At 59.3% G+C, this 25,768-nt stretch carries 26 protein-coding genes; 7 read left to right on the top strand and 19 right to left on the bottom strand.

What is annotated here, in order from left to right:
- Positions 1–164: 164 nt before the first annotated feature.
- Positions 165–623, bottom strand: coding sequence for an Lrp/AsnC family transcriptional regulator (locus ACXAH8_RS13360; RefSeq protein ID WP_170462590.1), 459 nt, complete (start codon positions 621–623; stop codon positions 165–167).
- 138 nt (positions 624–761) lie between these two features.
- On the opposite strand from ACXAH8_RS13360, the gene ald reads away from it, so the two are divergent.
- Positions 762–1,880: an alanine dehydrogenase gene (gene ald / locus ACXAH8_RS13355; protein WP_475219148.1), complete on the top strand. Its 1,119-nt coding sequence runs from the start codon at positions 762–764 to the stop codon at positions 1,878–1,880.
- A gap of 195 nt (positions 1,881–2,075) precedes the next feature.
- On the opposite strand, the gene ACXAH8_RS13350 is transcribed toward ald, so the two are convergent.
- A complete protein-coding gene (locus ACXAH8_RS13350; protein WP_475219146.1) occupies positions 2,076–2,888 on the bottom strand; it encodes a mechanosensitive ion channel family protein in 813 nt (270 codons plus the stop codon).
- 211 nt (positions 2,889–3,099) lie between these two features.
- Between ACXAH8_RS13350 and ACXAH8_RS13345 the strand changes: the two genes are divergently transcribed.
- Positions 3,100–3,798, top strand: a complete 699-nt coding sequence (locus tag ACXAH8_RS13345; RefSeq protein WP_475219144.1) for a glutathione S-transferase N-terminal domain-containing protein — start codon at positions 3,100–3,102, stop codon at positions 3,796–3,798.
- 48 nt (positions 3,799–3,846) lie between these two features.
- Here ACXAH8_RS13345 and ACXAH8_RS13340 read toward each other — a convergent pair whose 3' ends face one another.
- From ACXAH8_RS13340 to ACXAH8_RS13295, 10 genes are all read right to left on the bottom strand, one after another.
- Positions 3,847–4,293, bottom strand: coding sequence for a YtoQ family protein (locus ACXAH8_RS13340; RefSeq protein ID WP_170379140.1), 447 nt, complete (start codon positions 4,291–4,293; stop codon positions 3,847–3,849).
- 80 nt (positions 4,294–4,373) lie between these two features.
- Positions 4,374–6,770, bottom strand: a complete 2,397-nt coding sequence (gene pheT, locus ACXAH8_RS13335) for a phenylalanine--tRNA ligase subunit beta (RefSeq protein ID WP_475219141.1) — start codon at positions 6,768–6,770, stop codon at positions 4,374–4,376.
- A gap of 78 nt (positions 6,771–6,848) precedes the next feature.
- The gene (locus ACXAH8_RS13330) at positions 6,849–7,652 is read right to left on the bottom strand and encodes a CE1 family esterase (RefSeq protein WP_475219139.1); all 804 of its coding nucleotides are present in this window, start codon (positions 7,650–7,652) and stop codon (positions 6,849–6,851) included.
- A gap of 149 nt (positions 7,653–7,801) precedes the next feature.
- Positions 7,802–8,098, bottom strand: coding sequence for a hypothetical protein (locus tag ACXAH8_RS13325; protein ID WP_475219137.1), 297 nt, complete (start codon positions 8,096–8,098; stop codon positions 7,802–7,804).
- Between the two features lie 38 nt (positions 8,099–8,136).
- Positions 8,137–9,210, bottom strand: coding sequence for a phenylalanine--tRNA ligase subunit alpha (gene pheS, locus ACXAH8_RS13320; RefSeq protein ID WP_475219135.1), 1,074 nt, complete (start codon positions 9,208–9,210; stop codon positions 8,137–8,139).
- A gap of 70 nt (positions 9,211–9,280) precedes the next feature.
- Positions 9,281–10,651 carry a glutamate--cysteine ligase gene (locus ACXAH8_RS13315; RefSeq protein WP_170469213.1) on the bottom strand — a complete coding sequence of 457 codons (1,371 nt, stop codon included), beginning with the start codon at positions 10,649–10,651 and terminating at the stop codon, positions 9,281–9,283.
- Positions 10,652–10,716: 65 nt separating this feature from the next.
- Positions 10,717–11,244: a hypothetical protein gene (locus ACXAH8_RS13310; RefSeq protein ID WP_475219131.1), complete on the bottom strand. Its 528-nt coding sequence runs from the start codon at positions 11,242–11,244 to the stop codon at positions 10,717–10,719.
- 102 nt (positions 11,245–11,346) lie between these two features.
- Positions 11,347–11,544 (bottom strand): hypothetical protein, encoded by a 198-nt coding sequence (locus ACXAH8_RS13305; RefSeq protein WP_475219129.1) that lies wholly within the window; start codon positions 11,542–11,544, stop codon positions 11,347–11,349.
- Between the two features lie 7 nt (positions 11,545–11,551).
- Positions 11,552–12,865 (bottom strand): TolC family protein, encoded by a 1,314-nt coding sequence (locus tag ACXAH8_RS13300; RefSeq protein WP_475219127.1) that lies wholly within the window; start codon positions 12,863–12,865, stop codon positions 11,552–11,554.
- 466 nt (positions 12,866–13,331) lie between these two features.
- Positions 13,332–14,057 (bottom strand): 16S rRNA (uracil(1498)-N(3))-methyltransferase, encoded by a 726-nt coding sequence (locus tag ACXAH8_RS13295; protein WP_475219125.1) that lies wholly within the window; start codon positions 14,055–14,057, stop codon positions 13,332–13,334.
- A 12-nt stretch (positions 14,058–14,069) separates the two neighbouring features.
- Here ACXAH8_RS13295 and ubiA point away from each other — a divergent pair, with 12 nt between their 5' ends.
- From ubiA to ACXAH8_RS13275, 4 genes are all read left to right on the top strand, one after another.
- Complete coding sequence (gene ubiA / locus ACXAH8_RS13290; RefSeq protein ID WP_475219123.1) at positions 14,070–15,032, top strand: 4-hydroxybenzoate octaprenyltransferase; 963 nt, start codon at positions 14,070–14,072, stop codon at positions 15,030–15,032.
- A 64-nt stretch (positions 15,033–15,096) separates the two neighbouring features.
- A complete protein-coding gene (locus tag ACXAH8_RS13285) occupies positions 15,097–17,031 on the top strand; it encodes an OmpA family protein (RefSeq protein ID WP_475219121.1) in 1,935 nt (644 codons plus the stop codon).
- A 1-nt stretch (position 17,032) separates the two neighbouring features.
- Positions 17,033–17,353: a hypothetical protein gene (locus tag ACXAH8_RS13280; protein WP_170379160.1), complete on the top strand. Its 321-nt coding sequence runs from the start codon at positions 17,033–17,035 to the stop codon at positions 17,351–17,353.
- Positions 17,354–17,666: 313 nt separating this feature from the next.
- A complete protein-coding gene (locus ACXAH8_RS13275; protein WP_475219119.1) occupies positions 17,667–18,197 on the top strand; it encodes a hypothetical protein in 531 nt (176 codons plus the stop codon).
- A 48-nt stretch (positions 18,198–18,245) separates the two neighbouring features.
- On the opposite strand, the gene ACXAH8_RS13270 is transcribed toward ACXAH8_RS13275, so the two are convergent.
- The 3 genes from ACXAH8_RS13270 to pgsA are packed head-to-tail and all read right to left on the bottom strand — an operon-like array spanning position 18,246 to position 19,608.
- Complete coding sequence (locus ACXAH8_RS13270; RefSeq protein ID WP_170491199.1) at positions 18,246–18,689, bottom strand: molybdopterin synthase catalytic subunit; 444 nt, start codon at positions 18,687–18,689, stop codon at positions 18,246–18,248.
- Position 18,690: 1 nt separating this feature from the next.
- Positions 18,691–18,936 carry a molybdopterin converting factor subunit 1 gene (gene moaD / locus ACXAH8_RS13265; RefSeq protein WP_170379166.1) on the bottom strand — a complete coding sequence of 82 codons (246 nt, stop codon included), beginning with the start codon at positions 18,934–18,936 and terminating at the stop codon, positions 18,691–18,693.
- A gap of 3 nt (positions 18,937–18,939) precedes the next feature.
- Complete coding sequence (gene pgsA / locus ACXAH8_RS13260) at positions 18,940–19,608, bottom strand: CDP-diacylglycerol--glycerol-3-phosphate 3-phosphatidyltransferase (RefSeq protein WP_170379168.1); 669 nt, start codon at positions 19,606–19,608, stop codon at positions 18,940–18,942.
- Between the two features lie 183 nt (positions 19,609–19,791).
- Here pgsA and ACXAH8_RS13255 point away from each other — a divergent pair, with 183 nt between their 5' ends.
- Entirely contained in the window at positions 19,792–20,676 is an 885-nt protein-coding gene (locus ACXAH8_RS13255; protein ID WP_475219114.1) for a DMT family transporter, read from the top strand.
- Here ACXAH8_RS13255 and uvrC read toward each other — a convergent pair.
- The 4 genes from uvrC to ACXAH8_RS13235 form a co-directional block, all read right to left on the bottom strand.
- Positions 20,673–22,547: an excinuclease ABC subunit UvrC gene (uvrC, locus tag ACXAH8_RS13250; RefSeq protein WP_475219112.1), complete on the bottom strand. Its 1,875-nt coding sequence runs from the start codon at positions 22,545–22,547 to the stop codon at positions 20,673–20,675. The genes ACXAH8_RS13255 and uvrC overlap by 4 nt on opposite strands.
- A 290-nt stretch (positions 22,548–22,837) precedes the next feature.
- Complete coding sequence (locus ACXAH8_RS13245) at positions 22,838–23,617, bottom strand: SDR family oxidoreductase (RefSeq protein WP_170681589.1); 780 nt, start codon at positions 23,615–23,617, stop codon at positions 22,838–22,840.
- 20 nt (positions 23,618–23,637) lie between these two features.
- Positions 23,638–24,609, bottom strand: coding sequence for a calcium/sodium antiporter (locus tag ACXAH8_RS13240; RefSeq protein WP_170642337.1), 972 nt, complete (start codon positions 24,607–24,609; stop codon positions 23,638–23,640).
- A 168-nt stretch (positions 24,610–24,777) separates the two neighbouring features.
- Positions 24,778–25,575 (bottom strand): S49 family peptidase, encoded by a 798-nt coding sequence (locus ACXAH8_RS13235; protein ID WP_475219109.1) that lies wholly within the window; start codon positions 25,573–25,575, stop codon positions 24,778–24,780.
- Positions 25,576–25,768: the final 193 nt, after the last annotated feature.

The following is a 25,768-nucleotide window of genomic DNA, read 5'->3' as shown; positions in this document are numbered from 1 at the left end:
GATGTCATCAGATGAATTGATGACATCGCGCTACCGGGATCAGGGAGAGGCGCAGCGCGAGGGTCTCGTCGTTTCAATTTTGGACGCCCCGCCTCGGGGATACAAGCCGTAGAATTGACGCAAGGCGGCCCTTTGCCTTTCTGCGTGCAGAAAATAGGCGGTGTTCAAACCGGTAGAGCGGTTGTCTTGAACACCGTGCGCAAAGCAAAAGAGCTTTGCATCTGCGCCACTTTGGGCAGCCGCGACAGGTATTGGCGGTGGATCCGGGCGAAATCCTCGGTATCTTCGGCCACCACTTTCAGGATGTAGTCAGCAGTTCCGGCCATCAGGTGGCATTCCAGAACGTCCGGGATGCGCGAAACCGCCTTTTCGAACGCGTCCAGAACCTCTTCGGCCTGGCCTTGCAACGTGATCTCGACAAAGACAGTAGTTGGCACATTCATCTTGCGCGCATCCAGCAAAGCCACGTAGTTGCGGATATAGCCGTCCGCCTCAAGCCGTTGCACCCGGCGATGACAGGCCGAGGGGGACAGGTTCGCCTGCTCTGACAGCTCGGCATTCGACATCCGACCATTGCGCTGCAGTGCAGAAAGTATCTTCCGATCAGTCGTATCGAGGCTCATTGCTGCAATTCCTTTGCGAGATTTCTGCAGTTTACGCGAAAATCTTCCGACAAAAAACACAAAGCCCCGTCTTGTTTCACAAAAATTGCGCCTTGAATTGCACATAATTTAGGCAGTTTATGAACGGAGACGGTGCAGATGAAAATCGGTTGCCCCAAGGAAATCAAACCCCAGGAATTTCGCGTCGGCATGACGCCCAATGCCGCTCAGGAAGCCGTTGCGCGCGGACACGACGTGCTGATCGAATCTGGTGCCGGTATTGGCGCTGGATTTGACGATGCCGCCTATGTCGCCGCTGGCGCGGGCATCGTGGGCACCGCAGAAGAGGTTTTTGCCACGGCCGACATGATCGTGAAGGTCAAGGAACCTCAGGCCGGTGAGCGCAAGATGCTGCGCGAAGGCCAGTTGCTGTTCACCTACCTGCACCTCGCCCCGGACCCAGATCAGACCCACGACCTGCTGGCCTCGGGTTGTACCGCAATCGCCTATGAGACTGTCACGGACGCAGGCGGCGGTCTTCCTCTGCTGGCGCCCATGTCCGAGGTTGCGGGCCGTCTGGCGCCTCAGGTCGGGTCGTGGACCCTGCAGAAGGCCAATGGCGGCCGAGGCGTGCTGATGGGCGGCGTTCCCGGCGTAGGTCCAGCCAAAGTCGTCGTGATTGGTGGTGGGGTCGTTGGTACCCACGCGGCCAAGATCGCTGCAGGTATGGGCGCAGATGTGACGGTTCTTGACCGTTCACTGCCTCGGCTGCGCTATCTGGACGACGTTTTCGGCGGGCAATTCAAGAACCAATACTCGACGGCTGGCGCGACGGCTGAACTGATCCAGGACGCCGATATGGTGATCGGAGCCGTTCTGATCCCTGGCGCTGCCGCTCCGAAGCTGATCAGTCGAGAGCAGCTGTCGACGATGAAGCCAGGTGCGGTGCTGGTGGACGTGGCTATCGACCAGGGAGGCTGCTTTGAAACCTCGCGCGCAACGACCCATGCCGACCCGATCTACGAGGTCGATGGTGTGATGCACTATTGCGTGGCCAACATGCCGGGCGCGGTGGCCCGGACCTCGACCATCGCTTTGGGCAACGCGACTATGCCGTTCATGCTGGCGCTGGCCGATAAAGGTTGGAAACAGGCCTGTCAGGACGACCCACACCTGCTGGCGGGTCTGAACGTTCACGCCGGGCAACTGACCTATTATGCGGTTGGTAAAGCCCTTGGCATCGACGTTGTCTCCCCCAATATAGTAATCAAGTCGTAACAACTCCCGCCCCTGAAATCACCTTTTTGCCGAAAGGCGATTTACAGCGTTGGGCATGGCGCCACGCCTATTGGCGCGGCGCGGTTGGTCTTGATTGAAACCCCATCCGCAAAAACGAAAGCGCCGCACAAATGTGCGGCGCTTGGCCCAACAGGAGGAGGGCATTTCCAATGCCCGCGCGACGGGCGGGAGCGTTCAGCCCTCCTTGTGGATCTCCACCGAATGCGGATAGGGGATCGAGACGCCCTTCGCATCGAAGGCTTCCTTCACAGCTTTGGTCAGCTCGAATTTCACATCCCAATAGTCCGCCGCCGCGCACCACAGACGCGCGGTCAGATCGACCGAACTGTCACCGAGATTGGTCACACGCACCCAAGGCTCGGGGTCTTTGTGAATACGCTCATCCGCGTTCGCCACGTCCAGAATGATCTTCATCGCCTCATCCGCACTGTCGCCGTAGTCGATACCGAACACCAAATCCACACGGCGCGTGTCATGCGCCGAGTAGTTGGTGATGATCGACCCCCAGGATTGCCCGTTTGGCACGATGATCTGCACATTGTCCGGCGTCACCAATTCGGTCGTGAACAGGTTGAGGTCTTTCACTGTCCCAGCTGTCCCGCCGATGTCAACAAACTGGCCCAGTTTATAAGGCCGGAACACCACCAGCATCACACCAGCTGCCAGATCGCTGAGTGTCCCCTGCAACGCTAGACCAATCGCTAGAGACGCGGCACCCAAAATGGCCACGATGCTTGTCGCCTGGATCCCGAAAATCCCGAGAACAGCGACCAGAACCATCGCCAGGATCACCCATTTGACGAGGCTGGCCACGAAATTGCCCAATGTCGGGTCGATCTGCGGGGTCGCGTTGATGCGCCGCCGCACCATGCCACCGATTGCTCCAGCGACGATCCAACCCAAAATCAATACGATCAGCGCCTTGACCGCGCTCATGATCAGAGGCGCAAAAGCACCCACCTGTGTTGCAACTTCATCCACGCGCATTTCCTTTCTCAAACATCAATCCCGCGGCTTTCGCGCGGGACTCGCTGAATTGTGAGTGAAAAACGCAAATCGGTCTAGGTGCGAGTTACGGCAGTTTTCCCCATTGTTCGCCAGCAAACAACGGGTGACCTACACTGCACAGCTTGGGGGGCTGACAAATACACGACTCCGTGCCTAACTCGAATAGAACCGCCCGAACAGGAGCTTTCGCATGCTGGACACCGCCTCTTTCCCGATCATGGCCAAATGGCCGCCGCAACACCCCGATCGCCTTCAGCTTTATTCCTTCCCGACACCCAACGGGGTCAAAGCCTCGATCATGTTGGAAGAAACCGGCCTGCCTTATGAGGCGCACAAAGTTACCCTGGCCGATGCCGATGTCAAAAGCCCCGAGTTTCTGTCGCTCAACCCCAACAACAAGATCCCCGCGATCATTGACCCCAATGGCCCGGATGGCAACCCCATCGGCGTGTTCGAGAGCGGCGCGATCCTGCTCTATCTGGCCGAGAAAACCGGGCAATTCATTGGTCAATCCGCCACCGACAAGCATCGCATCACGCAATGGCTGATGTTCCAGATGGGTGGCCTTGGGCCGATGCTCGGACAATTGGGCTTTTTCTACAAATTCGCCGGCAGCGAGATCGAAGACCCCCGCCCGCGCGAGCGCTATATCACCGAAGCCAAGCGCCTGCTAAACGTCCTGAACCAGGAACTCGAGGGTCAGGACTGGATCGCCGGAGACTACTCGATCGCAGATATGGCCATCGCGCCTTGGCTGCGCGGGCTGGATTTCTATGGCGCTAAAGAGGTCGTTGGGTGGGATGACCACGCCAATCTCACCGCCTATCTAGATCGGTTCCTTGACCGCCCCGCCGTGCAAAAAGGCTTGGTGACACCCGCACGCGACTGACCCCAAAGGGGCTTGCCACCATCCCGGCGCGCAAGCCCTTTTCGCAACCTAGCCCGGCAGTGCGCCGGTCAGAACATAGCGCAGGATCTCCACCACTTGGCGCGGTTCCTCCGCAACTGCCAGCGCGGCGGCATCGACCTCTTTCAACGCGTGCTGATGATCGGGGCCGTGCAGCACAATGATCGACTTGCCCAAAGCGGCGGCGTAGCCGGCATCAAAGGCGGCGTTCCACTGCTTGTATTTGTCGCCAAACCGGACAACCACAACGTCTGCGTCCGAGATCCCCTTGCGCGTACGGATCGCATTCACCATCGCGCCCTTGTGGTCGTGCCAATACTTGTTCGGCTCTGCGCCCAAGACGGCGACACCACAATCATCACTGGCCGCGTGATCGGTCACTGGGCTGCTGAACGTGACATCCAGCCCCTCAGCACCCGAAATGATCTGCTCGCGCCAATCGGTGTGAATCTCACCAGAAAGATAAACTTTCAACATCTTGCGTTTCCTCCCATGAAAAAGGGGCGCATTCGCCCCTTCATCTTTCTAAAAATCTTCTGACCGAGGGTGGATCACCCCTAGCCGCGCAGAACGCCGCCTGTGGCTTTTGACACCTTGGCGATGATCTTCTCAGCCACGGCCTCGATATCCTTTTCCTTCAGCGTCGCCTCTTTTGGCTGCAACCGCACGGTGATGGCCAGAGATTTCTTGCCCTCACCGAGGCTCCCGCCGATGAACTCATCAAAAACGCGAACGTCTTCGATCAGAGCCTTGTCGGCCCCCGCCGCAGCGTTCACCAAAGTCAGAGCTTCGACAGTATCATCGACCACAAAGGCAAAGTCACGCTCGACGGCTTGCAGATCGCGCAGTTCCAGCGCGGCGCGGGTTGCGCCAGATTTACGCGGCAGCGGAACCTCATCCGGCCAGATGGTGAAGGCCATCGCCGGACCTTTGATATCCATCGCGTGCAGGATGCGCGGGTGCAATTCACCGAACACGCCCAGAACCTTTTTCGGACCCAAGCAGATCTTGCCGTGACGACCCGGATGCCACCAGGCGTCACCGTCGCGCAGAATCTGAACCTTGGCGGGTGCGCCGATTGCGGCCAGAACCGCCTCGGCATCCGCTTTGGCATCAAACAGATCAACAGCGCGAGACGCGCCGTGGACGTCTTTAGGACCGTTGCTGCCAACAAGCAGGCCGGAAATCTGTGTCTTTTGATCACCGGGCTCGCCGTCATGGAAGACCGGGCCGACCTCGAACAAGGCCACGTCAGCATAGCCGCGCGCCTGATTACGCGCCGCCGCTTGCAGCAGGCTGGGCAACAGGTCCGGGCGCATATGGCTCATCTCGGACGAGATCGGGTTTTCCAGACGCGTTGCATCATCTCCGCCGCCGAACAGCGCAGCCGAGGCCTGATCAATGAAGGTATATGAGACGCATTCGTTATACCCCAACGCGGCACAGGTACGTCGCGCCATCGACTGACGACGCTGTGTCGGGGTCATTACGGGCTTGGGAATGCCATCGGTCACGCGCGGCAAGGGCTTGCCCTGCAACTTGGTCAGAGACGCGATCCGCGCGACCTCTTCCACCAGATCGGCCTCACCCATGACATCTGGACGCCAGCTGGGCACATGCGCCATCTCGCCTTCCAGACGGAAGCCCAAACGGGTCAGCGTCTGGCGCTGCTCGCTTTCGGGAATATCCATCCCGACCAGAGACTGCACACGCGCTGCATCCAACTTGTATGCCCGCGCATGGTTCGGAGCCTTGCCGTCCTCGACCACTTTGGAGACCTCACCGCCGCAGATATCCAGAATCATCTGCGTCGCCTGCTCCAACCCTTCCAGAGTATATTCCGGGTCGATCCCACGCTCGAACCGATAACGCGCGTCCGAGTTTATCTTGAGTGCACGACCGGTCAGTGCGATCTGCACGTGATCCCAAAACGCGCTTTCGAGGAAGACGTTCACTGTCTCTTCGGTACAGCCGGTTTCCTCACCGCCCATGATCCCGGCGATGGATTCGGGGCCATTATCGTCCGAAATCACCATCATGCCGGGTTGCAGCGTGTATTCTTTTTCATCCAGCGCCACCAGTTTCTCGCCGCCCTCGGCACGGTGAACGCGCAGGTTGCCCTGCACCTTGTCCGCGTCAAACACGTGCAGCGGGCGGTTCTGGTCATAGGTCATGTAGTTGGTGATATCGACCAGGGCCGAGATCGGACGCAGACCGATTGCCTTCAGCTGATCCTGCAACCACTGCGGGCTGGGGCCGTTCTTGACGCCACGGATCAAACGGCCTGTGAAATGCGGCGCGCCGTCCAGCGTATCCTCATCAATTGTCACCTTGATGGAGCTGTCGAAATCACCTGGCACCGGCGCATAGGCGCGCTCTTTCAGCGTGCCAACACCGCGCGCAGCCAGATCGCGCGCAATCCCCGCGACACCCAATGCATCCGGGCGGTTGGGGGTGATCGCGATCTCGATCATCGGATCGATCTTGGACGGGTCATTCTCGGCCAGCCAGTCGACGAATGTGTCGCCGACCTCGCCTGACGGCAGTTCAATGATACCGTCATGCTCATCCGACAGCTCCAGCTCGCGCTCCGAGGCCATCATGCCAAAGCTCTCAACGCCCCGGATCTTGCCGACGCTGATGGTGATATCCAGACCTGGGATATACATGCCCGGCTTGCAGACAACGACCGTTATGCCTTCGCGCGCGTTTGGGGCACCGCAGATGATCTGCAGATCGCCCTCGTCCGTCGCCACCGTGCAGACGCGCAGCTTGTCAGCGTCGGGGTGTTTCTCGGCATGTTTCACATGGCCCAAGGTAAAGCCCGCCAGACGGTCCGCCGGGTTCACGACCTCTTCGACCTCAAGGCCAAGATCGGTCAGCGCCTCAGTGATCTCTTCAACCGACGCATCGGTGTCGAGGTGGTCTTTCAGCCAGGACAGAGTGAATTTCATTGCTCGGGGCCTTTTTTGGCAAACATCCAGTCGGCACAGGCAATGACAAAGAATGCGCCAAGGTGCAAGCGCTGCGGGTCACGGATAGGTGGGGGTGCGGCCCAAAAGCTCGTCCAATTGCCGTCCGATCCAACCATGGGGGATGAAATGCCCGCCCGGATGGGTATCCAGCACCACCTGCCCCTGCGCGCAATCGGTCCATTCCACCCGGCTGAGGGTCAGGATTGGCACCACGCTCCAATCCCCGCGCGGGGTCGCGTCGTGGCAGTCGTATTTCGCGCGCCAAAGGGCCACCGGATAGGTCGTGTCGCCATTCGCGCCATAGGGAAAATCCATCACCGTATCGCTGAGGCCGTGGACATGGCGCGCCTCACTCGGGGCTTCGGGACAATCCTCGGTCTGGCGAATGCTGCCGGCGACGGCCAGCAAAGCGGCGACGTCATTGCCCGACTGGCACACATAGCGCCACGCCATCGCGCCGCCGAAGGAATAGCCCGAGACATAGATACGCTCCGGATCAACTGGATAGCGCTTGGCGACATCCTGCAACACGCGGTCGGCAAAGGGCACATCGCCCGTGCCCGAGGTCCAGAAATCCCAGCTTTTGCCCAGCCCGTTCGGGGCCACCAGCAATACGCCCCGCAGCTTGGTCGCCCCGGCAATGCGTTCATGGTTCACCACCACGGTCCCCTGCCGCGCCCAGCCGTGAAAATGCAGCAATACGGGCAGAGGCGTTTCGCCGTCCCACCCCTCAGGCTCCAGCACATGGTACGAGCGGTCGCCGACCTTACAGGCCGTATCGCCATGGCAGTCGGATTTCCAAGGCCCCATGGCGAGCGCCGGGGTAGCGGTCAGCAGCAGAAGAAGCAGTCGATAAATCATAGGCCGGAGCCTAGCCGCCTGACGCCAACTGTCACGTCACAACCCTGTGGGAAGCTGTAACAAGCCGCGCTGTCGCCAGACCGCGGGGTGGCGATAGCGCGGCGGCCTATCGGCCTTTGCTCCGCGCAGTAATTTCACGAAAGAACCGGTTAACCCCAGCCCATCACTTTGGAAAGTGCGCTAACCGCCAACGACGAACCGATGCCTTTGACTATTTCGTAAGCTTCTTGTGGCGCAGCATTGCGAAGTTTGACCCAAGTTTCGGGTTTTTCGATGGCTTCGACGGCATCATGTCCCAAAGGCGTCAGACGAAATCCATCTCTACCCTTTTTGGCTACCAAACCCTCATCCATCAGAAGATCAAGATGGTGATCTAGCTTCAAATCCTTTTCGGTAGCGTCCAAAACCATTACATGCAGAATAAATCCCTCGCGGCTATCCTGCATCCTGAGAAGTAGTTCTCGGGCAAAATCGCGGTCTCGCTTCAACGCGACAAACCACCATGCAGGTTCGGCATATCCAACGCCGCAAACCCGTAGTGGCGCAGCCAGCGCAAGTCGCTATCAAAGAACGCCCGCAGGTCAGGAATGCCATATTTCAGCATCGCCAGACGGTCGATCCCAATCCCGAACGCAAAGCCTTGGTAGATCTCTGGATCAATACCACCAGCAGCGATCACCTTGGGGTGGACCATGCCGGAGCCCAGAATCTCCATCCAGTCGTCGCCCTCGCCGATCTTCAGCTGACCATTGTCCCAGGAACAGCGGATATCGACCTCGGCCGACGGCTCGGTGAAGGGGAAGTGCGAGGCGCGGAAGCGCAGTTCGACGTCATCGACCTCGAAAAACGCCTTCACGAACTCTTCCAGAACCCATTTCAGGTTCGCCATCGAGATGTCTTTGTCGATCGCCAGCCCCTCGACCTGATGGAACATCGGCGTATGGGTCTGGTCATAGTCAGCACGGTACACACCGCCCGGACAGATCACGCGGATCGGCGCGCCCTGTTTCTCCATCGAGCGGATTTGCACCGGAGAGGTATGGGTCCGCAGCACATGCGGCGGGCGATCATCGCCCTCGCCGCGATGCATGTAGAACGTATCCATCTCGGCCCGTGCAGGGTGGTGGCCGGGGATGTTCAGCGCGTCAAAGTTATACCAGTCGTCCTCGATCCGAGGACCTTCAGCCACGGCAAAGCCAAGTTCAGCAAAAATCGCGGTCAGTTCCTCGGTCGCCTGGCTGATCGGGTGGATCGAGCCCTCACGGCGCGCGCGGGTCGGCAGGGTGACGTCCAGCCATTCGGCGCGCAGACGTTCATCCAGCGCGGCATCGGCCAGAGCGGCCTTCTTCGCGGAGAGCGCCGAGTTGATCTCATCCTTCAGGGCGTTCAACGCAGGGCCTGCGACCTGACGCTCTTCGGGCGTCATCTTGCCCAGCTCGCGCATCTTCAGCGCGACCTCGCCTTTTTTGCCCACGGCAGCAACGCGGATCGCCTCAAGCGCGTTCTCGTCGCCGGCCTCGGCGATTTGGCCCAGATATTTTGCCTTAAGATCGTCCATGACGCCCTCTGAATTTGGTCGCCAACCTGCTATCGGGCCAGCCCCGCGAATGCAAGCGGGACCGGGCGGATCAATAGCTGTATTCGGGGAAAATCCGGGTCAGGTCGCCGTTCCAGTCGCCATTGTAGTGTTCCAGCAACTCATCGGCGGGCACCTTGCCGGTGTCGATGCTCTCCTTCAACGCGTTCAGAAAATGCGTCTCATCCGGGACCAGACCGCCAGCACCGGGGAAAGCACGGGCTTTCAGACCAGCCTCAGAGATCGCCACGACCTCACGCGCCAGATCGTGCATGTTGATGTCTCCGACCTGGGCCTGCAGGCCTTTGACTGCCGCCTGAACACGCAGTTCCTCGCGGGTTTCAGCATCCCAGCCTTTGACCAGATCCCACGCCGCATCCAACGCGGTTTGGTCATAGGTCAGGCCGACCCAGAAGGCCGGCAGCGCGCACAGACGACGCCACGGACCACCATCGGCACCGCGCATCTCCATGAATTTCTTGATCCGCGCTTCGGGGAAGGCCGTGGTCAGATGGTCGGCCCAATCGGACAGAGTCGGTGTCTCACCCGGCAGAGCAGGCAGCTCGCCCTTCAGGAAGTCGCGGAAGGACATGCCCAGCGCGTTGATATACTGGCCATCGCGATAGACGAAATACATCGGCACATCGAGCGCGTATTGCACGTAACGCTCGAACCCGAAGCCTTCTTCGAAGACAAAAGGCAGCATGCCGGTGCGCGCATCGTCCAGATGCCGCCAGATATGGCTGCGCCAACTTTTCTGGCCGTTCACCTTGCCCTCAAAGAACGGAGAGTTTGCGAACAGCGCCGTTGCCACCGGTTGCAGCGCCAGCGCCACGCGCAGTTTCTGCACCATGTCGGCCTCAGACCCAAAGTCGATATTGACCTGAACGGTACAGGTCCGGCGCATCATGGCGCGGCCCATAGTGCCGACTTCTTCCATGTAGTCGTTCATCAGCCGATAGCGCCCTTTGGGCATCAGCGGCATCTCTTCGTGGGTCCAGATCGGAGCCGCGCCCAGACCGATGAAGCCCACACCGATCTCGTCGGCGATATCCTTCACCTCGCGCAGGTGGGTGTTCACTTCATCGCAGGTCTCGTGGATCGTCTCGAGCGGAGCGCCCGACAGTTCCAGCGCACCGCCGGGTTCAAGGCTGACATTTGCGCCATCTTTTTCAAGACCGATCAGATGGCCCGCTTCGCGCACCTCGGCCCAGCCATGGCGGTCGCGCAGCCCTTCAAGCACCGCAACAATGGACCGTTTGCCTTCGAAAGGCAGCGGTTTGAGGGTGTCTTTGCAATAGCCGAACTTCTCATGCTCGGTCCCGATACGCCAATCGGCCTTGGGCTTGCAGCCCGATTCCAGATATTCGGCCAATTGCTCGTGGCGCTCGATCGGACCGCCGCCGGACTGAGGGATGGACATGAACCGATCTCCGATCCTGATGTGTCTGTCTTATCGGTCAGTCCTGAGCGCAAACCGCGCCAGTGTCAATGCAGCCTAAGGTGGGCCGGGCGAGAGGAGGTTTTTTCCCAGATCACCACCGGATGGCGTGACCCGCCGTGAAGTTCGGCCAACATCTGTTGCGTTTTCAATCCCGGCAACGCCGAGAACACATCGAACAGCGCCTCGGCCCCTTCCGCATTCACAGGAATGTGAAGCGTAGGTTGCCCCGGTTGGTCCAGCACCCAATGCGCCGGGCTTGAAGTCGGATCAAGCGCGAGTCGCTCAATCTCGCGCGTTGCCACCATGCCGCCATCCAGCGGGCCGAGATAGGTGATCTGCCCCTCATCGACGCTGACCACGCCCTGCCCGCCTGCGCCGGTGCGAAACCGGGCACGCTGCACGCCGATCACGGTCAGAGCGACTGCGACTGCCACCAGTATCCAACCAAGGACGCCCAGCAGACCGCCGGGTCCGCTCACCCAGCTGAGGCCCAGAACCAGAACAAAACCGGCAGCGACAACCTCGCGCCAGCGCCAGAGGGCCAATTTGGCTTCGGGTCGAATGAAACTCATATCGGTGTTCCTGTTTCAGCGCTTGGACGTTTGGGCAATCCCCAGCCCCCTCAAAATCGGGCCGAGCGGTGCATAGTTCAAGGGGGTGCTTCGTTTCCCGACCTAATCACGGAAGGCGAGGTCTTTGACGCGGATCACCGGTTTGGTTAGATACTCCAGCACTGTCTTCGGCTCAGACAGCATATCGACCTGCGCAACCATGCCCGGGATCACGTCCGGCTTTCGCCCAGCCCGTGGCCCAACCGCTCTTTCAAAAAGCTGAAGATGTGTGATCAGAGGGTCTGTGGCGGTTAGTGTCATGGGGATATCACAAGGTTGGGTCAGTTGGTTGTGCGACGCCCAGCGCATCCAGAATATCACCTGTCACCGCAAGCACCGCATATTCAGCCCGACGCGCCTGTGCCTCAAGCTGGATCACCCGGACCTGAGCCAGGTTCAGCTCGCGCAGAGCATCCAGAATCTGCACGATGGTCGAACGCCCGATGTTGAACTGCCCCCGCGCCGCATCAAGTGCCTGTTCGTTGATCTCAACCGCTCGGCGGGCCGTCGCAAGACGCTGCTGGATCGAGTTCGTCTCTTCCAGAGCCTGAGACAGATTGCGCTGCAATTCGCGGCGCAGCTCTTCCGCATCAGCCTCACTTTTCTGGAAGTTGGCCCTTGCCGTTTCCACATTGGCGCGGGCCGAGCCACCCTGATAGATCGGGACATTGACGCCCAGACGGGCTTGCGCCCCATTGTCGATACTGCCTTCGTTAAAGTCGGTCTCTAGGATCGCGGACAAGGTTGGGCGCGTCGCGCGCTCGGCCACGACAACCTCTTGCTGGCGCACCTCACTGACGGCGACCTGTGTTCGTAGACGCGGGCTGCGTTCGACCATAGCCTGCGAGGTTGTGCCCGACAAAACCGGGGCCGGAGGGATGGTTGGAATGGCACTCGGGCGGCTGCCGAACACTTCGATCCAGGTGGCTGTTGCCAGGTCGACATCCGTTTCGGCCTGCAATAACTCGGTCTCAGCATTGGACTGGCGGCCCTGACCAGCCAGCAGATCAGCCACCGATCCGGCACCTGCATCGAACCGGGATTGCAGATCGCTGACCAGTGCCTCGGTACGTTCAAGGTTCTGCCGGGCCTGCTCTTCAAGACGCCGGTTGCGGTCAAGGTCGATGATGGCCTCAATCGCCTCAAAGCTTTGGGCGCTCAGCTCGGACAGCTCGCTCAGCCAGGTCTGGCGCGCCTCGATCTGGCGCAGCCCGACACGGCTCGAGACCTTGCCGCCGTCATAGATGATCTGGCTTAGGCGTAGGATCGGAACCGTATCCCCATCGGACGTCAGAGAAGTTTCGGCGTTCAGCTGGGGTCGGAACGCACCTCTTTCAGCCTCGATCCGAGATTGCGAAGCTAGAACATTGGCGGTTCCCGCCGCAGTCGTTGGAGAGGTGGCAACGGATCTGCGCACCAGCTCGGCAAATTCCGTGCGCGCAACACTACCATTCAGGTTGCTTCGTGTCGCCACAGGCTGCGCGGCGGGTTCGGCAGCGCCAAATGACCGCGTGCCTTGCAAATCCTTACTGCACCCAGCCAAAACGATTAAGGTCATCACAACCGACAACCAAGTCTTCATGGTGCCAATGCTCCTGATTTCAATTCAACTTTGAATAGCAAAAAATCGGTTAAAGGATTCTTAAGAACCGTTCGGACAGCTCTGTGTCACAGTTGACCGGTTCACCTATCTCGCCAACACAAGCCGGGTCTTTCCAGTCGCCAAAGATATGACAATTCACGATACGAAGAACTGAAAACGGATAACCTCAGCAGAAACTGACGGAGGCTCAGGACTGGTATGTCGCCCTGCAGCAAAACAAGACTGAGATAATCCAGTGTCTCTTCGGCGGCCAAAATAATCCAATTGACCCGAGGGCACATAGTCCGCAAAACCATTGTCGAAAAGACGCCACCAGCGCGAACAAACGCCGTCCTGGGCGAAAGATTGCGGCTTGGTCGAAAGCATTCGAGCCTTTCGGATGGAAACAACTTATTTTTGCTAAGTGTAGCTAAGACAGAAATCCGTCATTCCTTAAAGGAGTGCTTCAGAACCAATCCCCTAAAGCCTGCTGCCACATGGTCAGCGCGGCCACCGCCGCTGTATCAGCACGCAGAATACGCGGGCCGAGGCTAACCACGTGCGAAAAGGGCAGTGCGGTCAAACGGGCGCGCTCTTGGTCCGAAAACCCGCCTTCGGGGCCAATTAGAATGGCCCAGGGCTGGCCTTTTTCCTGCTCGGCCAATCGTAGGGCTGAACCGACCTCGGCCTCATTGCAGAACATCAACTGCCGATCCTGAGGCCAAGTATCCAGCATGCGGTCCAGTTTTTGCAGTTCCGCGACCTCGGGCACAAAGGTACCGCCGCATTGTTCGGCGGCCTCGACCGCATGTGCCTGAAGCCGGTCCTGCCGGATACGCTCGGAATTTGTGTACTCTGTCTGCACAGGTAGAATGCGCGCGGCCCCCATTTCTGCGGCCTTCTCTACAACGAAATCCGTGCGCGCCTTTTTGATCGGCGCAAAAAGGAACCACAAATCCGGTGGCAGCTGTAAAGGCTTGGTCTGCTGCAGGCAGGACAGAACGCCACCGCGCTTGCCCGCCTCAGAGACTTCGGTCAACCATTCGCCATCCCGGCCATTAAACAGCGCAATCTGCGCGCCGACGGATTGCCGCATCACACCGAACAGGTAATGCGCCTGCTCACGCGCCAAAGGAACCGATTGCCCCTGACCCAAGGGCTGCTCTACATACAGTCTGATCTTCGCACTCATGAGACCCTACATATGCAAGGCAATGCTCCAACACCAGACGGTCAGGTCGCTGATGCTGTCACCGGCAATTGGGTGGACACTCGCGCGCCCGCCTTCACCCGCCCCTACCTGAGGTTGAGCCGGGCGGATCGGCCCATCGGAACGTGGCTTTTGCTCATCCCCTGCTGGTGGGGGCTGGCGCTGGCGATCCTCAGCGATGGCACGCCTCGGCTGGAGGATGCATGGATCGCGGTCGGCTGTGCCCTTGGGGCCTTTTTGATGCGCGGCGCGGGTTGTACGTGGAACGACATCACCGACCGCCATTTCGACGCGAAGGTCGAACGTACAAAATCCCGCCCCATCCCATCGGGTCAGGTTAGCGTGCAGCAAGCCGTGATCTGGATGGGTCTGCAGGCAATGATATCGCTCGGGATCCTGCTCAGTTTCAATACTGGAGCTATCCTCATGGGAGTCCTTTCGCTGGTGCCAGTTGCCCTCTATCCCTTTGCGAAACGCTTTACGTGGTGGCCGCAGGTGTTTCTGGGGCTAGCCTTCAACTGGGGCGCGCTGCTGGCCTGGGTGGCCCATACCGGATCGCTGGGCTGGCCTGCGGTTCTGTTGTATCTGGCGGGTATCGCGTGGACGCTGTTCTACGACACGATCTATGCGCACCAGGATACCGAAGACGACGCGCTGATCGGTGTCAAATCCACTGCGCGGTTGTTCGGGGCGGATACGGCCAGATGGCTCAAGTATTTTCTGATCGCCACAATCTCGCTGATGGGGCTGGCGATCATCGACGCAGGCGTGCCGGATTCGCCGTTCTGGATTGTCACGATTGCGTTGGGCGGACCATGGGCCATGGGCTGGCATATGTTGTGGCAGCTGCGCAATCTGAACATCGAGGACAATGCCAAATTGCTTATGCTATTCCGGTCGAACCGGGATACCGGCCTAATTCCGCTGATCTTCCTCTGCGTCGCGCTGCTGCTCTGATTGCACCTGCGCGCCGGGGCCTGTACAACCCCGCCCAAACGCCCGAGGAGTCTGAAGCCCGCATATGCGTCTGCCCTATTTTGTAGCTGTTTGCCTGATCTTTCTCGTCTCTGCCGGACTGTCCCTTTTGGCTGCGGGCTTTGCCGTGACAAAGGTCGAGGACGCCTCGGAATTCGCCGTCCGACGTGCGCTCGACCTGAAAGGTCACAATTGGGCCGAAGTCGAATCCGACGGTCTGCGCGTCATCCTCACAGGCACCGCGCCGGATGAGGCGATCCGCTTCAATGCCCTGACCGCTGCCGGAACCGAGGTCGATACCTCCAGGGTCATTGATGAGATGGATGTGGCCGCCACGTCGGCACTGGCCGCCCCCAGGTTTTCCGTGGAAATCCTGCGCAATGACAGCGGTGTCTCGGTGATCGGCCTGATCCCGGCCAGCGAGGACCGCGAGTCCCTTATGGACGGGTTGCAGGCGCTGGACAGCGGCCATTCCGTCTCGGACCTGGTCGAGACCGCCGACTATCCGAAACCCGACGGCTGGGATGATGCGCTGGCCTATGCCGTGCTGGCCCTGTCCGATCTGCCGCGCGCCAAGATCTCGGCCAGCCCCGGCCTTGTCCGGATCACCGCGATTGCCAACAGCCAGCAGGAAAAAGAGCGGCTCGAGCAAGATCTGACCCGCGCCGCGCCGCCTAGCGTACGGATTGGTCTATCCATATCTGCCCCGCGCCCGGTGATCACGCCTTTCACTTTGCGCTACCTGATTGATGAGGCCGGAGGGCAGTTCGACGCCTGTTCCTCCCAGGATGAAGACGCCCGCGATCAGATCATCGCAGCGGCAGAGGAGGCCGGTCTTGCCGGACCCTCCTTCTGCACCATTGGTCTGGGAGTACCCTCCCCTCGCTGGGCGGAAGCCGCAGAAAAGAGCATCAACGCGCTTGCCGAAATCGGGCAAGGATCGGTGACGATGTCGGATGCGGATATCACTCTGGTCGCAGCTCAAGGCACGGACCCGGCGCTGTTCGACCGCGTCGTGGGTGAGCTGGAAAACGCATTGCCCGAGGTATTCGCTGTGCATGCCGTTCTGCCCGAACCCGAAGTCGCGAATGAGACCGGGCCCGTGGAGTTCTCTGCCACCCGCAGCCCTGAGGGCCTGATCCAATTGCGCGGCCGCGTCGGTGACGACGTTCTGCGCGACATGGTCGACAGCTACGCCCGTGCGGCGTTTGGGTCCGACAATGTCTATACCGCGACCCGCATCACCTCGGACCTTCCTATGGATTGGCCCGTGCGCGTTCTGGCCGGGCTTGAGGCCCTGTCACAACTGCATAACGGCGCACTGACCGTAACGCCCGAGTTGGTTGACCTGAACGGCATCAGCCATGATGAAGAAGCCAAGGCCCGGATCGCAGGTCTGTTGTCAGACAAGCTGGGCGATGCGCAGAACTTCACCCTGTCGATCACCTATGTCGCCCCGCCCGAACCCGAAGACGCCCTGCCCGATCCTGAACTTTGTGAAGAAGGTATCGCTGAAATTCAGGCCACCAGCAAAATCGCGTTCGAGCCGGGCTCGGCCACCATTGCTGCGGAGTCGCGCGACACGGTCAATCAGATCGCCGACATCTTGCGTGATTGCGGCCCGATCCGGATGGAGATTCAGGGCCATACCGACAGTCAGGGCCGCGAAGAGATGAACCAACAGCTCAGCCAGGCGCGCGCGCAGTCAATCCTGAACGAGCTACGCGGGCGGCGCATTCCGACCTCAAGCTATACGGCCGTCGGCTATGGCGAAACACAGCCAATCGCCGACAATGACACCGAAGAGGGCCGCGAAGAAAACCGCCGCATTGAGTTCCGCCTGATCCGGTCGGAACCCACTGAGGCCGCGGAAACGGGCCTTGAGGCGCTTGAGACCGAGGCGGAAGACCAGACCGAGACGTCCGCATCAGAAGACCAGACCGAGACGACCGCGCCGGATGCGGAAGCAGAGGACCAGTAAGTTGAACAGAGTAGAATTCATCATCGCCACCGCCGTGATCCTGTTCGCGGCTTTCTGCATGGGATGGTTTGCCAACTGGCTGGCCCATCGCCTGTCCCGCGTGCGCCAAAGCGACGTGGCCGATCTGGACCGTATGAGCCAGGAACTGCACGAGGCCGAGGAAACCCGCGATCAGGCCATCACCTATCTGCAGCAACGCGAGGCCGAGTTGACCAACCAGCTGACCCAAACCGAGGCAGAACTGGCCGCTGCCATGGACGGCCTCCGCGCCGCCCGGCAAGAGGCCGAAGAAATGCGCGGACGCATCAACAACGCGGACTAATACGACCCCCTGAGTCTTTTTCTCGCGCTCCGTTCAGACGACCAAACGGGAGCATTCGCCGCCGTGGGAGTTAGTGATGGCGTTTCGGATTTTTCCTGAGTCATCCGGCAACACGAACGTCCCAAGACTGCTGAAAGCGCGGCAGAGTCTTCGCATCCCGGGCTAAACCCAATGCGCCTGCGCGGCTTGGGTCGGCGGGTTTTAGCCGATCTGACTCCGGTTTCTTTAGTTTTTCAACAAATTCAACATAATGAATGAGTGTGTTTTTGCCTGCACACAGAACTGTCCTTTTTCTGTAAAACTGGAGTCTATCATGAATTTCCAAGTTACTTTGAAAACCGCCGCTACCCTTGTCGCATTTGGCGCAACTGCCGCCTTCGCCTCGAGCGATGTGATCCCTTCCGAGAATGACACGTTTTCGAAATGGGGCGAGGAATCCGGCTGGACCATCTACGTGGATGATACCCGCGGCTCTTGCCTGATTGAACGTGTCGACGAAAACAACAACGTCGTACAAATGGGCCTGACCAAGGACCAGGAAATGGGATACCTTGGTGTCTTCACTCAGAATGACATTGGCCTGAAAGGCAAAAAGGAAGACATCATCCTGTCGCTGGACGGCAATGTCTACGAAGCCAAAGCCTACAAGAAGACCAAGCACCTCGCGGAAGGGTATACAGGAGGCTACATTCTGGCCAACAACCCGCAATTCGTTGAGGACGTCATGAAAAAGTACGACATGACAGTCTTCCCGGAAAAAGAGAGCGGGTTTACCGTAAGTCTTGATGGTACCTTGAAAGCGATCGAGGCGGCGCGGACCTGCAATACGGAACAGAATAGCTAACCTATCCCGTTTGGCCCGGCACTTGGAAACGGGTGCCGGCGCCGACCTTTACCACCGCGTCAGCGCGTCTTCATCTTCGTCCTTCGCGGCCACCCATTCGGCACCGGAATTGGTGATCTCTTTCTTCCAGAACGGTGCGCGGGATTTCAGGTAGTCCATCAGATATTCAGCCGCTTCAAACGCATCCTTGCGATGCGGTGCGGCTGTCGCGACCATCATGATCCGGTCGCCCGGAGCCAGCCTGCCGTGGCGGTGGATTACCAGAACATCGCCCAAAGACCAACGCTGCTTGGCCTCTTCCGCGATCTTGGTCAGCGCGCGTTCGGTCATGCCGGGGTAATGTTCGATCTCCATCACATCCAGATCGCCCGAGGCCAGATCGCGCACGACACCCGTAAAGGTCACGATCGCGCCGTTGGCGTCATCACCAGCTGCAAAGGCATTGGCCTCGGCCCCCAGGTCAAACGCCTCTTCCTGAACCGCGATCCGCATCTCAGCCGCCCGTCATCGGTGGAAAGAATGCAACCTCACGCACTCCGGCCAAGGGGGCATCAAAATCCGACAGCTCCTGATCCAAGGCCACTCGAAGCGCAGAGAGATCGGCAAAGGCCGCAGCATAACGATCCTCACGCGCGCTGAGTTCAGCTACCAGATCAGACACGGTCGCAGCTTGCGTTTCGACCTTTTCTTTCGGCAGGCCGATGCGTTCGCGAACCCAGGCGAAATACAGCACGTCCATCGGTTAGCTCTCCTTCAGATGCGGCATGGCTTTACGTAGGTAGTCATAGCCGCTGATCAATGTCAGCGTGGCGGCAATCCACAGCAGCCACAGGCCAATGCGCCCTGACCAGAACATTCCCTCAAGGTGCCAGCGGATGTTGTTGATGTCTTCAGCCTCTCCGGTCAAGACCTGATCTATGATCGTGGGATCCATGCCGAAGGTGGCCATGACGAAGTTGTGCTCAAAAATCCCCTGCGAGAACAGGATGGCAATGGCAAACATCTGGGCCGTGGTCTTCCACTTGGCCAGTTTGGTTACCTTGAGTGTCCCGGCCACGTCACCCAGATATTCACGCAGGCCCGAGACGAACACTTCACGAAACAGGATCACGGTGGCGGGCAGCACCAGCCACGGGGTCCAATGCTCGGTCGAATAGCCGACGAGGATCATCAGCGCGATCACCACCATGGCCTTGTCGGCAATCGGATCCAGCATCGCACCCATCTTGGTTTCCTGTTTCCAGGCCCGCGCCAGATAGCCATCAAACCAGTCGGTGATCGCGGCGGACATGAACAGGATCAGGGCAAACCAGTCCGCATAGGGACGGGTGAAATACAAAAACATCACAGCCAGACCGGGCGCGGCCAGCAGGCGGAGCAAGGTCAGAATATTGGGCAAGTTCCACTTCATGAACCGACACTACATCGCCGCCCAAGGACAGAAAAGACAGACAAATGAAAAACTGACCGGTTCACAGAGGGTTGTGGGCCAAAAAGTCAAAGGGTCGCAACCAGGAACTCTCGGCCAGTTACGGCTTGGCCCGGGGCAGCTTTGCGGTCAGATTGGCGCACGGCTCAGCAGCGACGGAAGACCATGACCGCACATATTCGAACCGACCCCCGATCAAACCTGATCGGAAGCGCATGGATGATCGCGGGCATGGCACTGTTCGCGCTCGAGGATGCGCTGTTGAAAGGCGCCTCGGCGCATTTGCCGATCTGGCAGATCCTGATCCTGTTCGGTGCCGGTGGCGCGATCATCTTTGCCGCCGTCGCCCTACTACGTGGCGCCAGCTTGTTGCATCGGGATGTGCTGTCACGGCCCATGAAAGTGCGCGTTCTGTTCGAAATCCTAGGACGGATGTTCTACGTGCTGGCGATCACGCTGACGCCGCTGTCAGCGGCGACCGTGATCCTGCAGGCGACGCCTCTGGTCGTGGTGGCAGGTGCCGCGCTTTTCTTCGGCGAAACCGTTGGCTGGCGGCGGTGGAGCGCCATTCTGGTCGGCCTGATCGGCGTCGTGGTCATCATTCAACCGACCGGAGACAGCTTCTCGGCTCTGTCGATCCTGGCCGTCCTGGGCATGCTGGGCTTTGCCGGGCGCGATCTGGCCAGCCGCGCCGCACCCGCGACGCTGGGGACCGAGGTTCTGGGCTTTTACGGCTTCCTCTGCATCATCGTGGCTGGTCTGGCCTATCAGTTCTGGGAAGGGGTGCCGATGGCTCCGCTGGACCTCAACGCCAGCCTGCACGTTGGCGGAGCGATCCTGATGGGCACTGCCGCCTATGCCTCGCTCATGAAAGCCATGCGAACGGGTGAGGTCTCGGCCGTTACACCGTTCCGCTATTCCCGCCTGCTGTTTGGCGTTGGGCTGGGCGTGGTGATGTTTGGCGAAACGTTGGATCAGACCATGTGGATCGGCAGCGCGCTGATCGTAGCCTCGGGGTTGTATATTCTATGGCGCGGCCGAAAGGTCTAGCCCTTGTCGTGGAAGAAATCATAGACCTTCTGCGCCAACCCGGCCGAGATCCCCTCGACCGCTTTCAGATCCGCCAGATTGGCCCGGCTGACCGCCTTGGCACTTCCGAAATGAGTGAGCAGAGCACGTTTGCGAGCGGCCCCTACACCGGGGATTTCATCCAGTGGCGTCGCGCCCACGGCCTTGGCCCGTTTCGCGCGGTGGGTACCGATGGCAAATCGGTGCGCCTCATCCCTCAAGCGCTGGATGAAATACAGCACGGGGTCGTTGCGCTTCAGGGCAAAAGCATGCTGACCGATCCGGTGGAATTCCTCTTTGCCGTGATCCCGGTCGACGCCCTTTGCCACGCCGACCATCGGGATGTCTTCGACGCCATGCTCGACCATGATCTCATGCACGGCACTCACCTGCCCGGCACCGCCATCGATCAGCAGAAGGTCCGGCCATAGCCCTTTTCCCCGATCCGGGTCTTCCTTTTGCAGGCGGGTAAAGCGGCGGGTCAGCACCTCTTTCATCATCCCGAAGTCATCACCGGGCGTGAGGTCGTCGCCGCGAATGTTGAACTTGCGATAGGCGTTTTTCATGAACCCCTCGGGGCCAGCGACTATCATGCCACCGACCGCATTGGTGCCCTGAATATGCGAGTTGTCGTAGACCTCAATTCGACCCGGCGGGTTGTCCAGATCAAACGCCTCAGCCACACCACGCAGCAACTTGGCCTGTGTGGCACTTTCCGACATGCGGCGGGCAAGCGACTCACGCGCGTTGCGTAGGGCTCCAGCGACCAACTCCTGTTTCTCACCGCGCTGCGGGACGAGGATTTCCACCTTGCGTCCGGCTTTCTCAGTCAGCGCTTGCTCCATCAGGTCAGCGTTTTCGATCCCGTCCGACAGGATCAGTTGACGCGGTGGTTCCTTGTTGTCGTAGAACTGGCCGAGGAATGCCTCCATCACCTCGGCCGGGGACACGTCGGCCCCGACCCGAGGGTAGAAATCCTTGTTCCCCCAGTTCTGATTGGCCCGGATGAAGAACACCTGCACGCAGGCCTGTCCGCTATCCATATAAAGACCAATCACATCCGCCTCGGCCACTCCACGCGGGTTGATGCCCTGGCTGGTCTGCACCTGGGTCAACGCCCGTATACGGTCGCGCAGACCGGCGGCGCGTTCGAACTCCATCGCCTCGGACGCGGCCATCATCTGATCGGCCAGATCCTCTTGCACCTTGGTGGACCTGCCCGACAGAAACCGCTCGGCATCCCTGACGCTTTCGCGGTAGTCGGCTTCCGAGATCAGTCCGACGCAGGGCCCGGAGCAGCGCTTGATCTGATACAGAAGACAAGGCCGCGTGCGGCTGTCGAACATGGAATCCGAGCAATTGCGAAGCAGGAATGCCTTTTGCAACTGGTTCAACGTCCGGTTCACCGCGCCTGCGCTGGCAAAAGGGCCGAAATACGCGCCCTTCTCTTTCTTGGCGCCACGATGCTTTTTGATCTGAGGATAAGCATGATCCTTGGCGACCAGAATGTTCGGGAAACTCTTGTCGTCGCGCAGCAGCACGTTGTACTTGGGCTTGAGCTGCTTGATCAGGTTTTGCTCCAGCAGCAGCGCCTCGGTCTCGGTCCTGGTGGTCAGGAACATCATTGAGGCAGTTGAGGCGATCATTTTCTCGATCCGTCCGGAGTGCCCAGGCCGCGTATAGTTCGACACCCGCGCCTTAAGGTTCCGCGCCTTACCCACATACAAAACCCGACTGTCCGCATCCAACATCCGATACACACCGGGCGAGCTGTCCAGCGTTTTCACATAGCGCTGGATGCAGGCATAGCCGGTGGGCTGAAGCTCGGGTGTCGATTCGTCCTGGGTTGTCATGGGCCTGAGATATGATTCTCTGTCTATGGCTGCAATCTTGGGCGCTTCAGTTCAAGAGAAAACAAATCCACGGTTTCTGTGGATAAGTATGAAGATAAGTTTCCGTGAGCGTAGAATCTTCCTTGTTTCCTTGCTTGTTCGTCAATTTGCACAAAAAACAGGCATATACTTAAGTATTTGTTTTTTATTGTTATTTTTTTATGCACTTAGCAAGTGTATGAAAAATAAGACGTTTTTGTAACGGCTAGGTAACGCAAAAGAGAGCGGTGCAAAACTTGCAGCGGATTTACTTATTCTACGCCCAGCACATCCGGCGTTTGCCATCCCAAATGCTGCCCACCATCCACGCACAAAAGCTGCCCAGTGACAGCATGCGCGTCTAGAAAATAGCCCAGTGCTGCGGTGATATCTGACGGGTTCGAGCCCCGCTCCAGTACTGTGTTGGCGCGCTGGGTTTTGAAGTGCTGTTCGCTCTGACGATGTCCCTGCATGGTCGGTCCGGGACCAATGGCGTTGACGCGGATTGCGGGTGTCAGCGCTTGGGCAGCCGTGCGCGTCAGCGCCCACAGGCCCATCTTGGCGATGGTGTAGCTCATGAATTCAGGCGTCAGTTTCCGCACCCGCATATCGACCATGTTGACGATCAAGCCAGAGGCCTGCGGCTCTCCCTGCGCATCCGTCTCAGGTTGCAAGCCCTGTTCGGCCATGGCCTGAGTCAGAACAAAGGGCGCGCGCAGGTTGCTGTCGAGGTGCCGGTCCCAGCTTTTGCGCGTGGCCGTGTGGATATTGTCATACTCAAAGACCGACGCGTTATTGACCAGACAAGTGATCGGCCCGCCCAGAGCCTCAGCCGCGCGAGGCAGCAGGGCGGTCACCTGCGCCTCATCCAGAAGATCGGCCTGTAGCGCCACAGCTTTACGGCCCAGCGCCTGAACTTCTGCAACCGTCTCAGCCGCGGGCTGTTCCGAGGTCGCATAATGGACGGCGACATCATACCCGCGCCCTGCCAGATAAAGGGCCATAGCTCGGCCCAAGCGGATGCCGGCTCCGGTGACTAGCGCTCGGGACATGGATACCTCTTTCCGTCAGATCACATCAGCAATGTGGTGACATAAAGCGCATAAAGGAAAGTCAACACCAGACCCCAAATCCGGGAAATATCCTGTTTGAAGAACACAAACGGGATCAGCAGAAGCGATGCGCCCAGCATGACCCACAGGTCGAATTCAAGAAATTCCGGGTCGACCGGGATGTTGCCGAACCACGTGGCAATGCCGACGATGGCCAGCAGATTGAACATGTTCGAGCCGATCACGTTTCCAAGCGCCACATCCGCCTGACGCCGTAGCGCCGCCATAACAGTCGTCGCCAATTCAGGCAGAGACGTTCCGACAGCCACAAGTGTCAAACCGATCACCGTTTCGGTGATCCCGTACATCAGGGCGATTTCGGTGGCGTTTTCGACCAAAAGATGCGCGCCCATGGGAAGACCGATCAGGCCAAGGATCACGTAGATCGAGATCTTCCAATAGGGCATGTTCGGATCGGCCTCTTCCAGACCGTCCAGCTCTTCGTCATCGGCACATGCCCCGGCTGCATCTGCGCAAGCTTTACGATGCGCCTTAGCTTCGCGAAACGCGTTCCACAACACCAGCCCAAGGGCAGCCAGCAGAATGGCACCGCTGATCAGATTGAACACCCCGCAGAAGGCCAAGCCAATGAACAGGATGCTCGCCAACAGCATGAAGACATAGTTCTTGCGGCTATCGCATTCGCTGGTGTGCAGCGTTGCCAACAAGGCAGGCAGGCCCAGAACCAGAAGTATATTCGCCGTATTGGAGCCAACGACGTTACCCAAAGCGATACCCGGTGCGTTTTCCTTCACCGCGCTGATTGCAATCAAAAGCTCGGGTGCAGACGTCCCAAAGGCAACGATCGTCAGGCTGACGATCAGGGCGGGCACGCCCAGCCGCAGGCTTAGGTTGACCGCACCGCGCACCAGCGCATCACCTGCCAGCAGCAAGATCACCAATCCGAGGCCGGAGAGCAGCCATGCCGTCATGTCCGGCCTCCTTTTTCACAGGCGCAGGGGCCTTTGCCGATCCTGAACCGACCGCAACGCGGACATTTGGCAGAACTCAACCGATTTTGCCCCGGAAAGCGCAGCTTGCCGAACATCGCCAAAACACCCATGGCGACCAGAAACAGAGTGACGATCTTGATGATCACGTTACAGACCGAAACGCGCGAAGGCCGCCCGCTCCTCTAGCCCCGCTACGGCGTCCTGCGCCAGCGCGGCACCGAAACGTGACCAAAGTGGTTTGCGCACGCCGTAGCGGCGGAACTTCACCTTGTCGCCGAAACGCTCCTGCATCTTGGGTTTCAGATGGGCGATGCCTTCGATCAAGCCCAGCTCCTGCGCGCGTCGCGCCAGCCAGATTTCACCGGTGAACAGATCAGCATCTGCGTCCAGCTTGTCGCCACGACGGGTTTTAACATGGGTGATGAAATTCTCGTGGATGTCTTCCAAAAGGCGTTCCAGCCGCGCGACATCCTCTTCCTTTTCCGGGCGGAACGGGTCGAGCATGGATTTAGATTTCCCGGCCGTATGAACGCGCCGCTCAAAACCTTGTTTCACCAGAAACTCATGTGCGCCGAACCCGGCCGAGATCACCCCGATCGACCCGAGGACGGAGCTGTCATCGGCCCAGATCTCATCCGCTGCCGCCGCCAGCCAATACCCACCCGAGGCCGCAACGTCTTCGACAAAGGCCACGACCGGTATCTCAAGCTCGTCCGACAGCCGCCGGATACGCGCGCCGATCAGAGAGCTTTGCACAGGCGACCCGCCGGGCGAGTTGACCTCGAGCGCGACGGCCGCAGGCTTGCCTTTGCGAAAGGCCTTTTCCAGAACAGGTGCCAGCGAGGTATCATTCAACGCGCCGCGCCCGGCCATGCCGATGGCACCGGACAGGCGAACGATGGCCACGACGGGCGGTTTTTTGACAAAAGGCAGGCTGAGTTTCATGGGTGCCGATGTAGAGTGCCCCCATCGGCGAAACAAGGGACTCGCCGAACGCAAAACGCGGCGTTAGACAATTTCCTCACACCGATGGGCAAAAATGCAACGCCATAAAGCGATTTGCGTTTTAGCTGAGACAATGCCACCGAGATGCGTGTTCGACCGCAGGGAGGGGCAGCGCATTTCGGTTCAAATCAAA

It is taken from the genome of Ruegeria sp. ABV3_008, assembly GCF_056161185.1.
Note: the sequence above shows the minus strand (reverse complement) of the source record. Positions and strands in the feature narration are given on the sequence as shown.

Coding starts and splice junctions, on each gene's coding strand:
- ACXAH8_RS13315 (WP_170469213.1), bottom strand. CDS start 10,651: ATGTCCATCCCTCAGTCCGGCGGCGGTCCGATCGAGCGCCACGAGCAA.
- ubiA (WP_475219123.1), top strand. CDS start 14,070: ATGCAAGGCAATGCTCCAACACCAGACGGTCAGGTCGCTGATGCTGTC.
- ACXAH8_RS13330 (WP_475219139.1), bottom strand. CDS start 7,652: ATGATTTATCGACTGCTTCTTCTGCTGCTGACCGCTACCCCGGCGCTC.
- ACXAH8_RS13360 (WP_170462590.1), bottom strand. CDS start 623: ATGAGCCTCGATACGACTGATCGGAAGATACTTTCTGCACTGCAGCGC.
- pheT (WP_475219141.1), bottom strand. CDS start 6,770: ATGAAATTCACTCTGTCCTGGCTGAAAGACCACCTCGACACCGATGCG.
- ACXAH8_RS13285 (WP_475219121.1), top strand. CDS start 15,097: ATGCGTCTGCCCTATTTTGTAGCTGTTTGCCTGATCTTTCTCGTCTCT.
- ald (WP_475219148.1), top strand. CDS start 762: ATGAAAATCGGTTGCCCCAAGGAAATCAAACCCCAGGAATTTCGCGTC.
- ACXAH8_RS13240 (WP_170642337.1), bottom strand. CDS start 24,609: ATGACGGCATGGCTGCTCTCCGGCCTCGGATTGGTGATCTTGCTGCTG.
- ACXAH8_RS13255 (WP_475219114.1), top strand. CDS start 19,792: ATGACCGCACATATTCGAACCGACCCCCGATCAAACCTGATCGGAAGC.
- ACXAH8_RS13325 (WP_475219137.1), bottom strand. CDS start 8,098: ATGCAGGATAGCCGCGAGGGATTTATTCTGCATGTAATGGTTTTGGAC.
- ACXAH8_RS13310 (WP_475219131.1), bottom strand. CDS start 11,244: ATGAGTTTCATTCGACCCGAAGCCAAATTGGCCCTCTGGCGCTGGCGC.
- ACXAH8_RS13275 (WP_475219119.1), top strand. CDS start 17,667: ATGAATTTCCAAGTTACTTTGAAAACCGCCGCTACCCTTGTCGCATTT.
- pheS (WP_475219135.1), bottom strand. CDS start 9,210: ATGGACGATCTTAAGGCAAAATATCTGGGCCAAATCGCCGAGGCCGGC.
- ACXAH8_RS13350 (WP_475219146.1), bottom strand. CDS start 2,888: ATGCGCGTGGATGAAGTTGCAACACAGGTGGGTGCTTTTGCGCCTCTG.
- ACXAH8_RS13300 (WP_475219127.1), bottom strand. CDS start 12,865: ATGAAGACTTGGTTGTCGGTTGTGATGACCTTAATCGTTTTGGCTGGG.
- ACXAH8_RS13345 (WP_475219144.1), top strand. CDS start 3,100: ATGCTGGACACCGCCTCTTTCCCGATCATGGCCAAATGGCCGCCGCAA.
- ACXAH8_RS13235 (WP_475219109.1), bottom strand. CDS start 25,575: ATGAAACTCAGCCTGCCTTTTGTCAAAAAACCGCCCGTCGTGGCCATC.
- ACXAH8_RS13340 (WP_170379140.1), bottom strand. CDS start 4,293: ATGTTGAAAGTTTATCTTTCTGGTGAGATTCACACCGATTGGCGCGAG.
- ACXAH8_RS13270 (WP_170491199.1), bottom strand. CDS start 18,689: ATGCGGATCGCGGTTCAGGAAGAGGCGTTTGACCTGGGGGCCGAGGCC.
- moaD (WP_170379166.1), bottom strand. CDS start 18,936: ATGGACGTGCTGTATTTCGCCTGGGTTCGCGAACGCATCGGCCTGCCG.
- pgsA (WP_170379168.1), bottom strand. CDS start 19,608: ATGAAGTGGAACTTGCCCAATATTCTGACCTTGCTCCGCCTGCTGGCC.
- uvrC (WP_475219112.1), bottom strand. CDS start 22,547: ATGACAACCCAGGACGAATCGACACCCGAGCTTCAGCCCACCGGCTAT.
- ACXAH8_RS13295 (WP_475219125.1), bottom strand. CDS start 14,057: ATGAGTGCGAAGATCAGACTGTATGTAGAGCAGCCCTTGGGTCAGGGG.
- ACXAH8_RS13245 (WP_170681589.1), bottom strand. CDS start 23,617: ATGTCCCGAGCGCTAGTCACCGGAGCCGGCATCCGCTTGGGCCGAGCT.
- ACXAH8_RS13305 (WP_475219129.1), bottom strand. CDS start 11,544: ATGACACTAACCGCCACAGACCCTCTGATCACACATCTTCAGCTTTTT.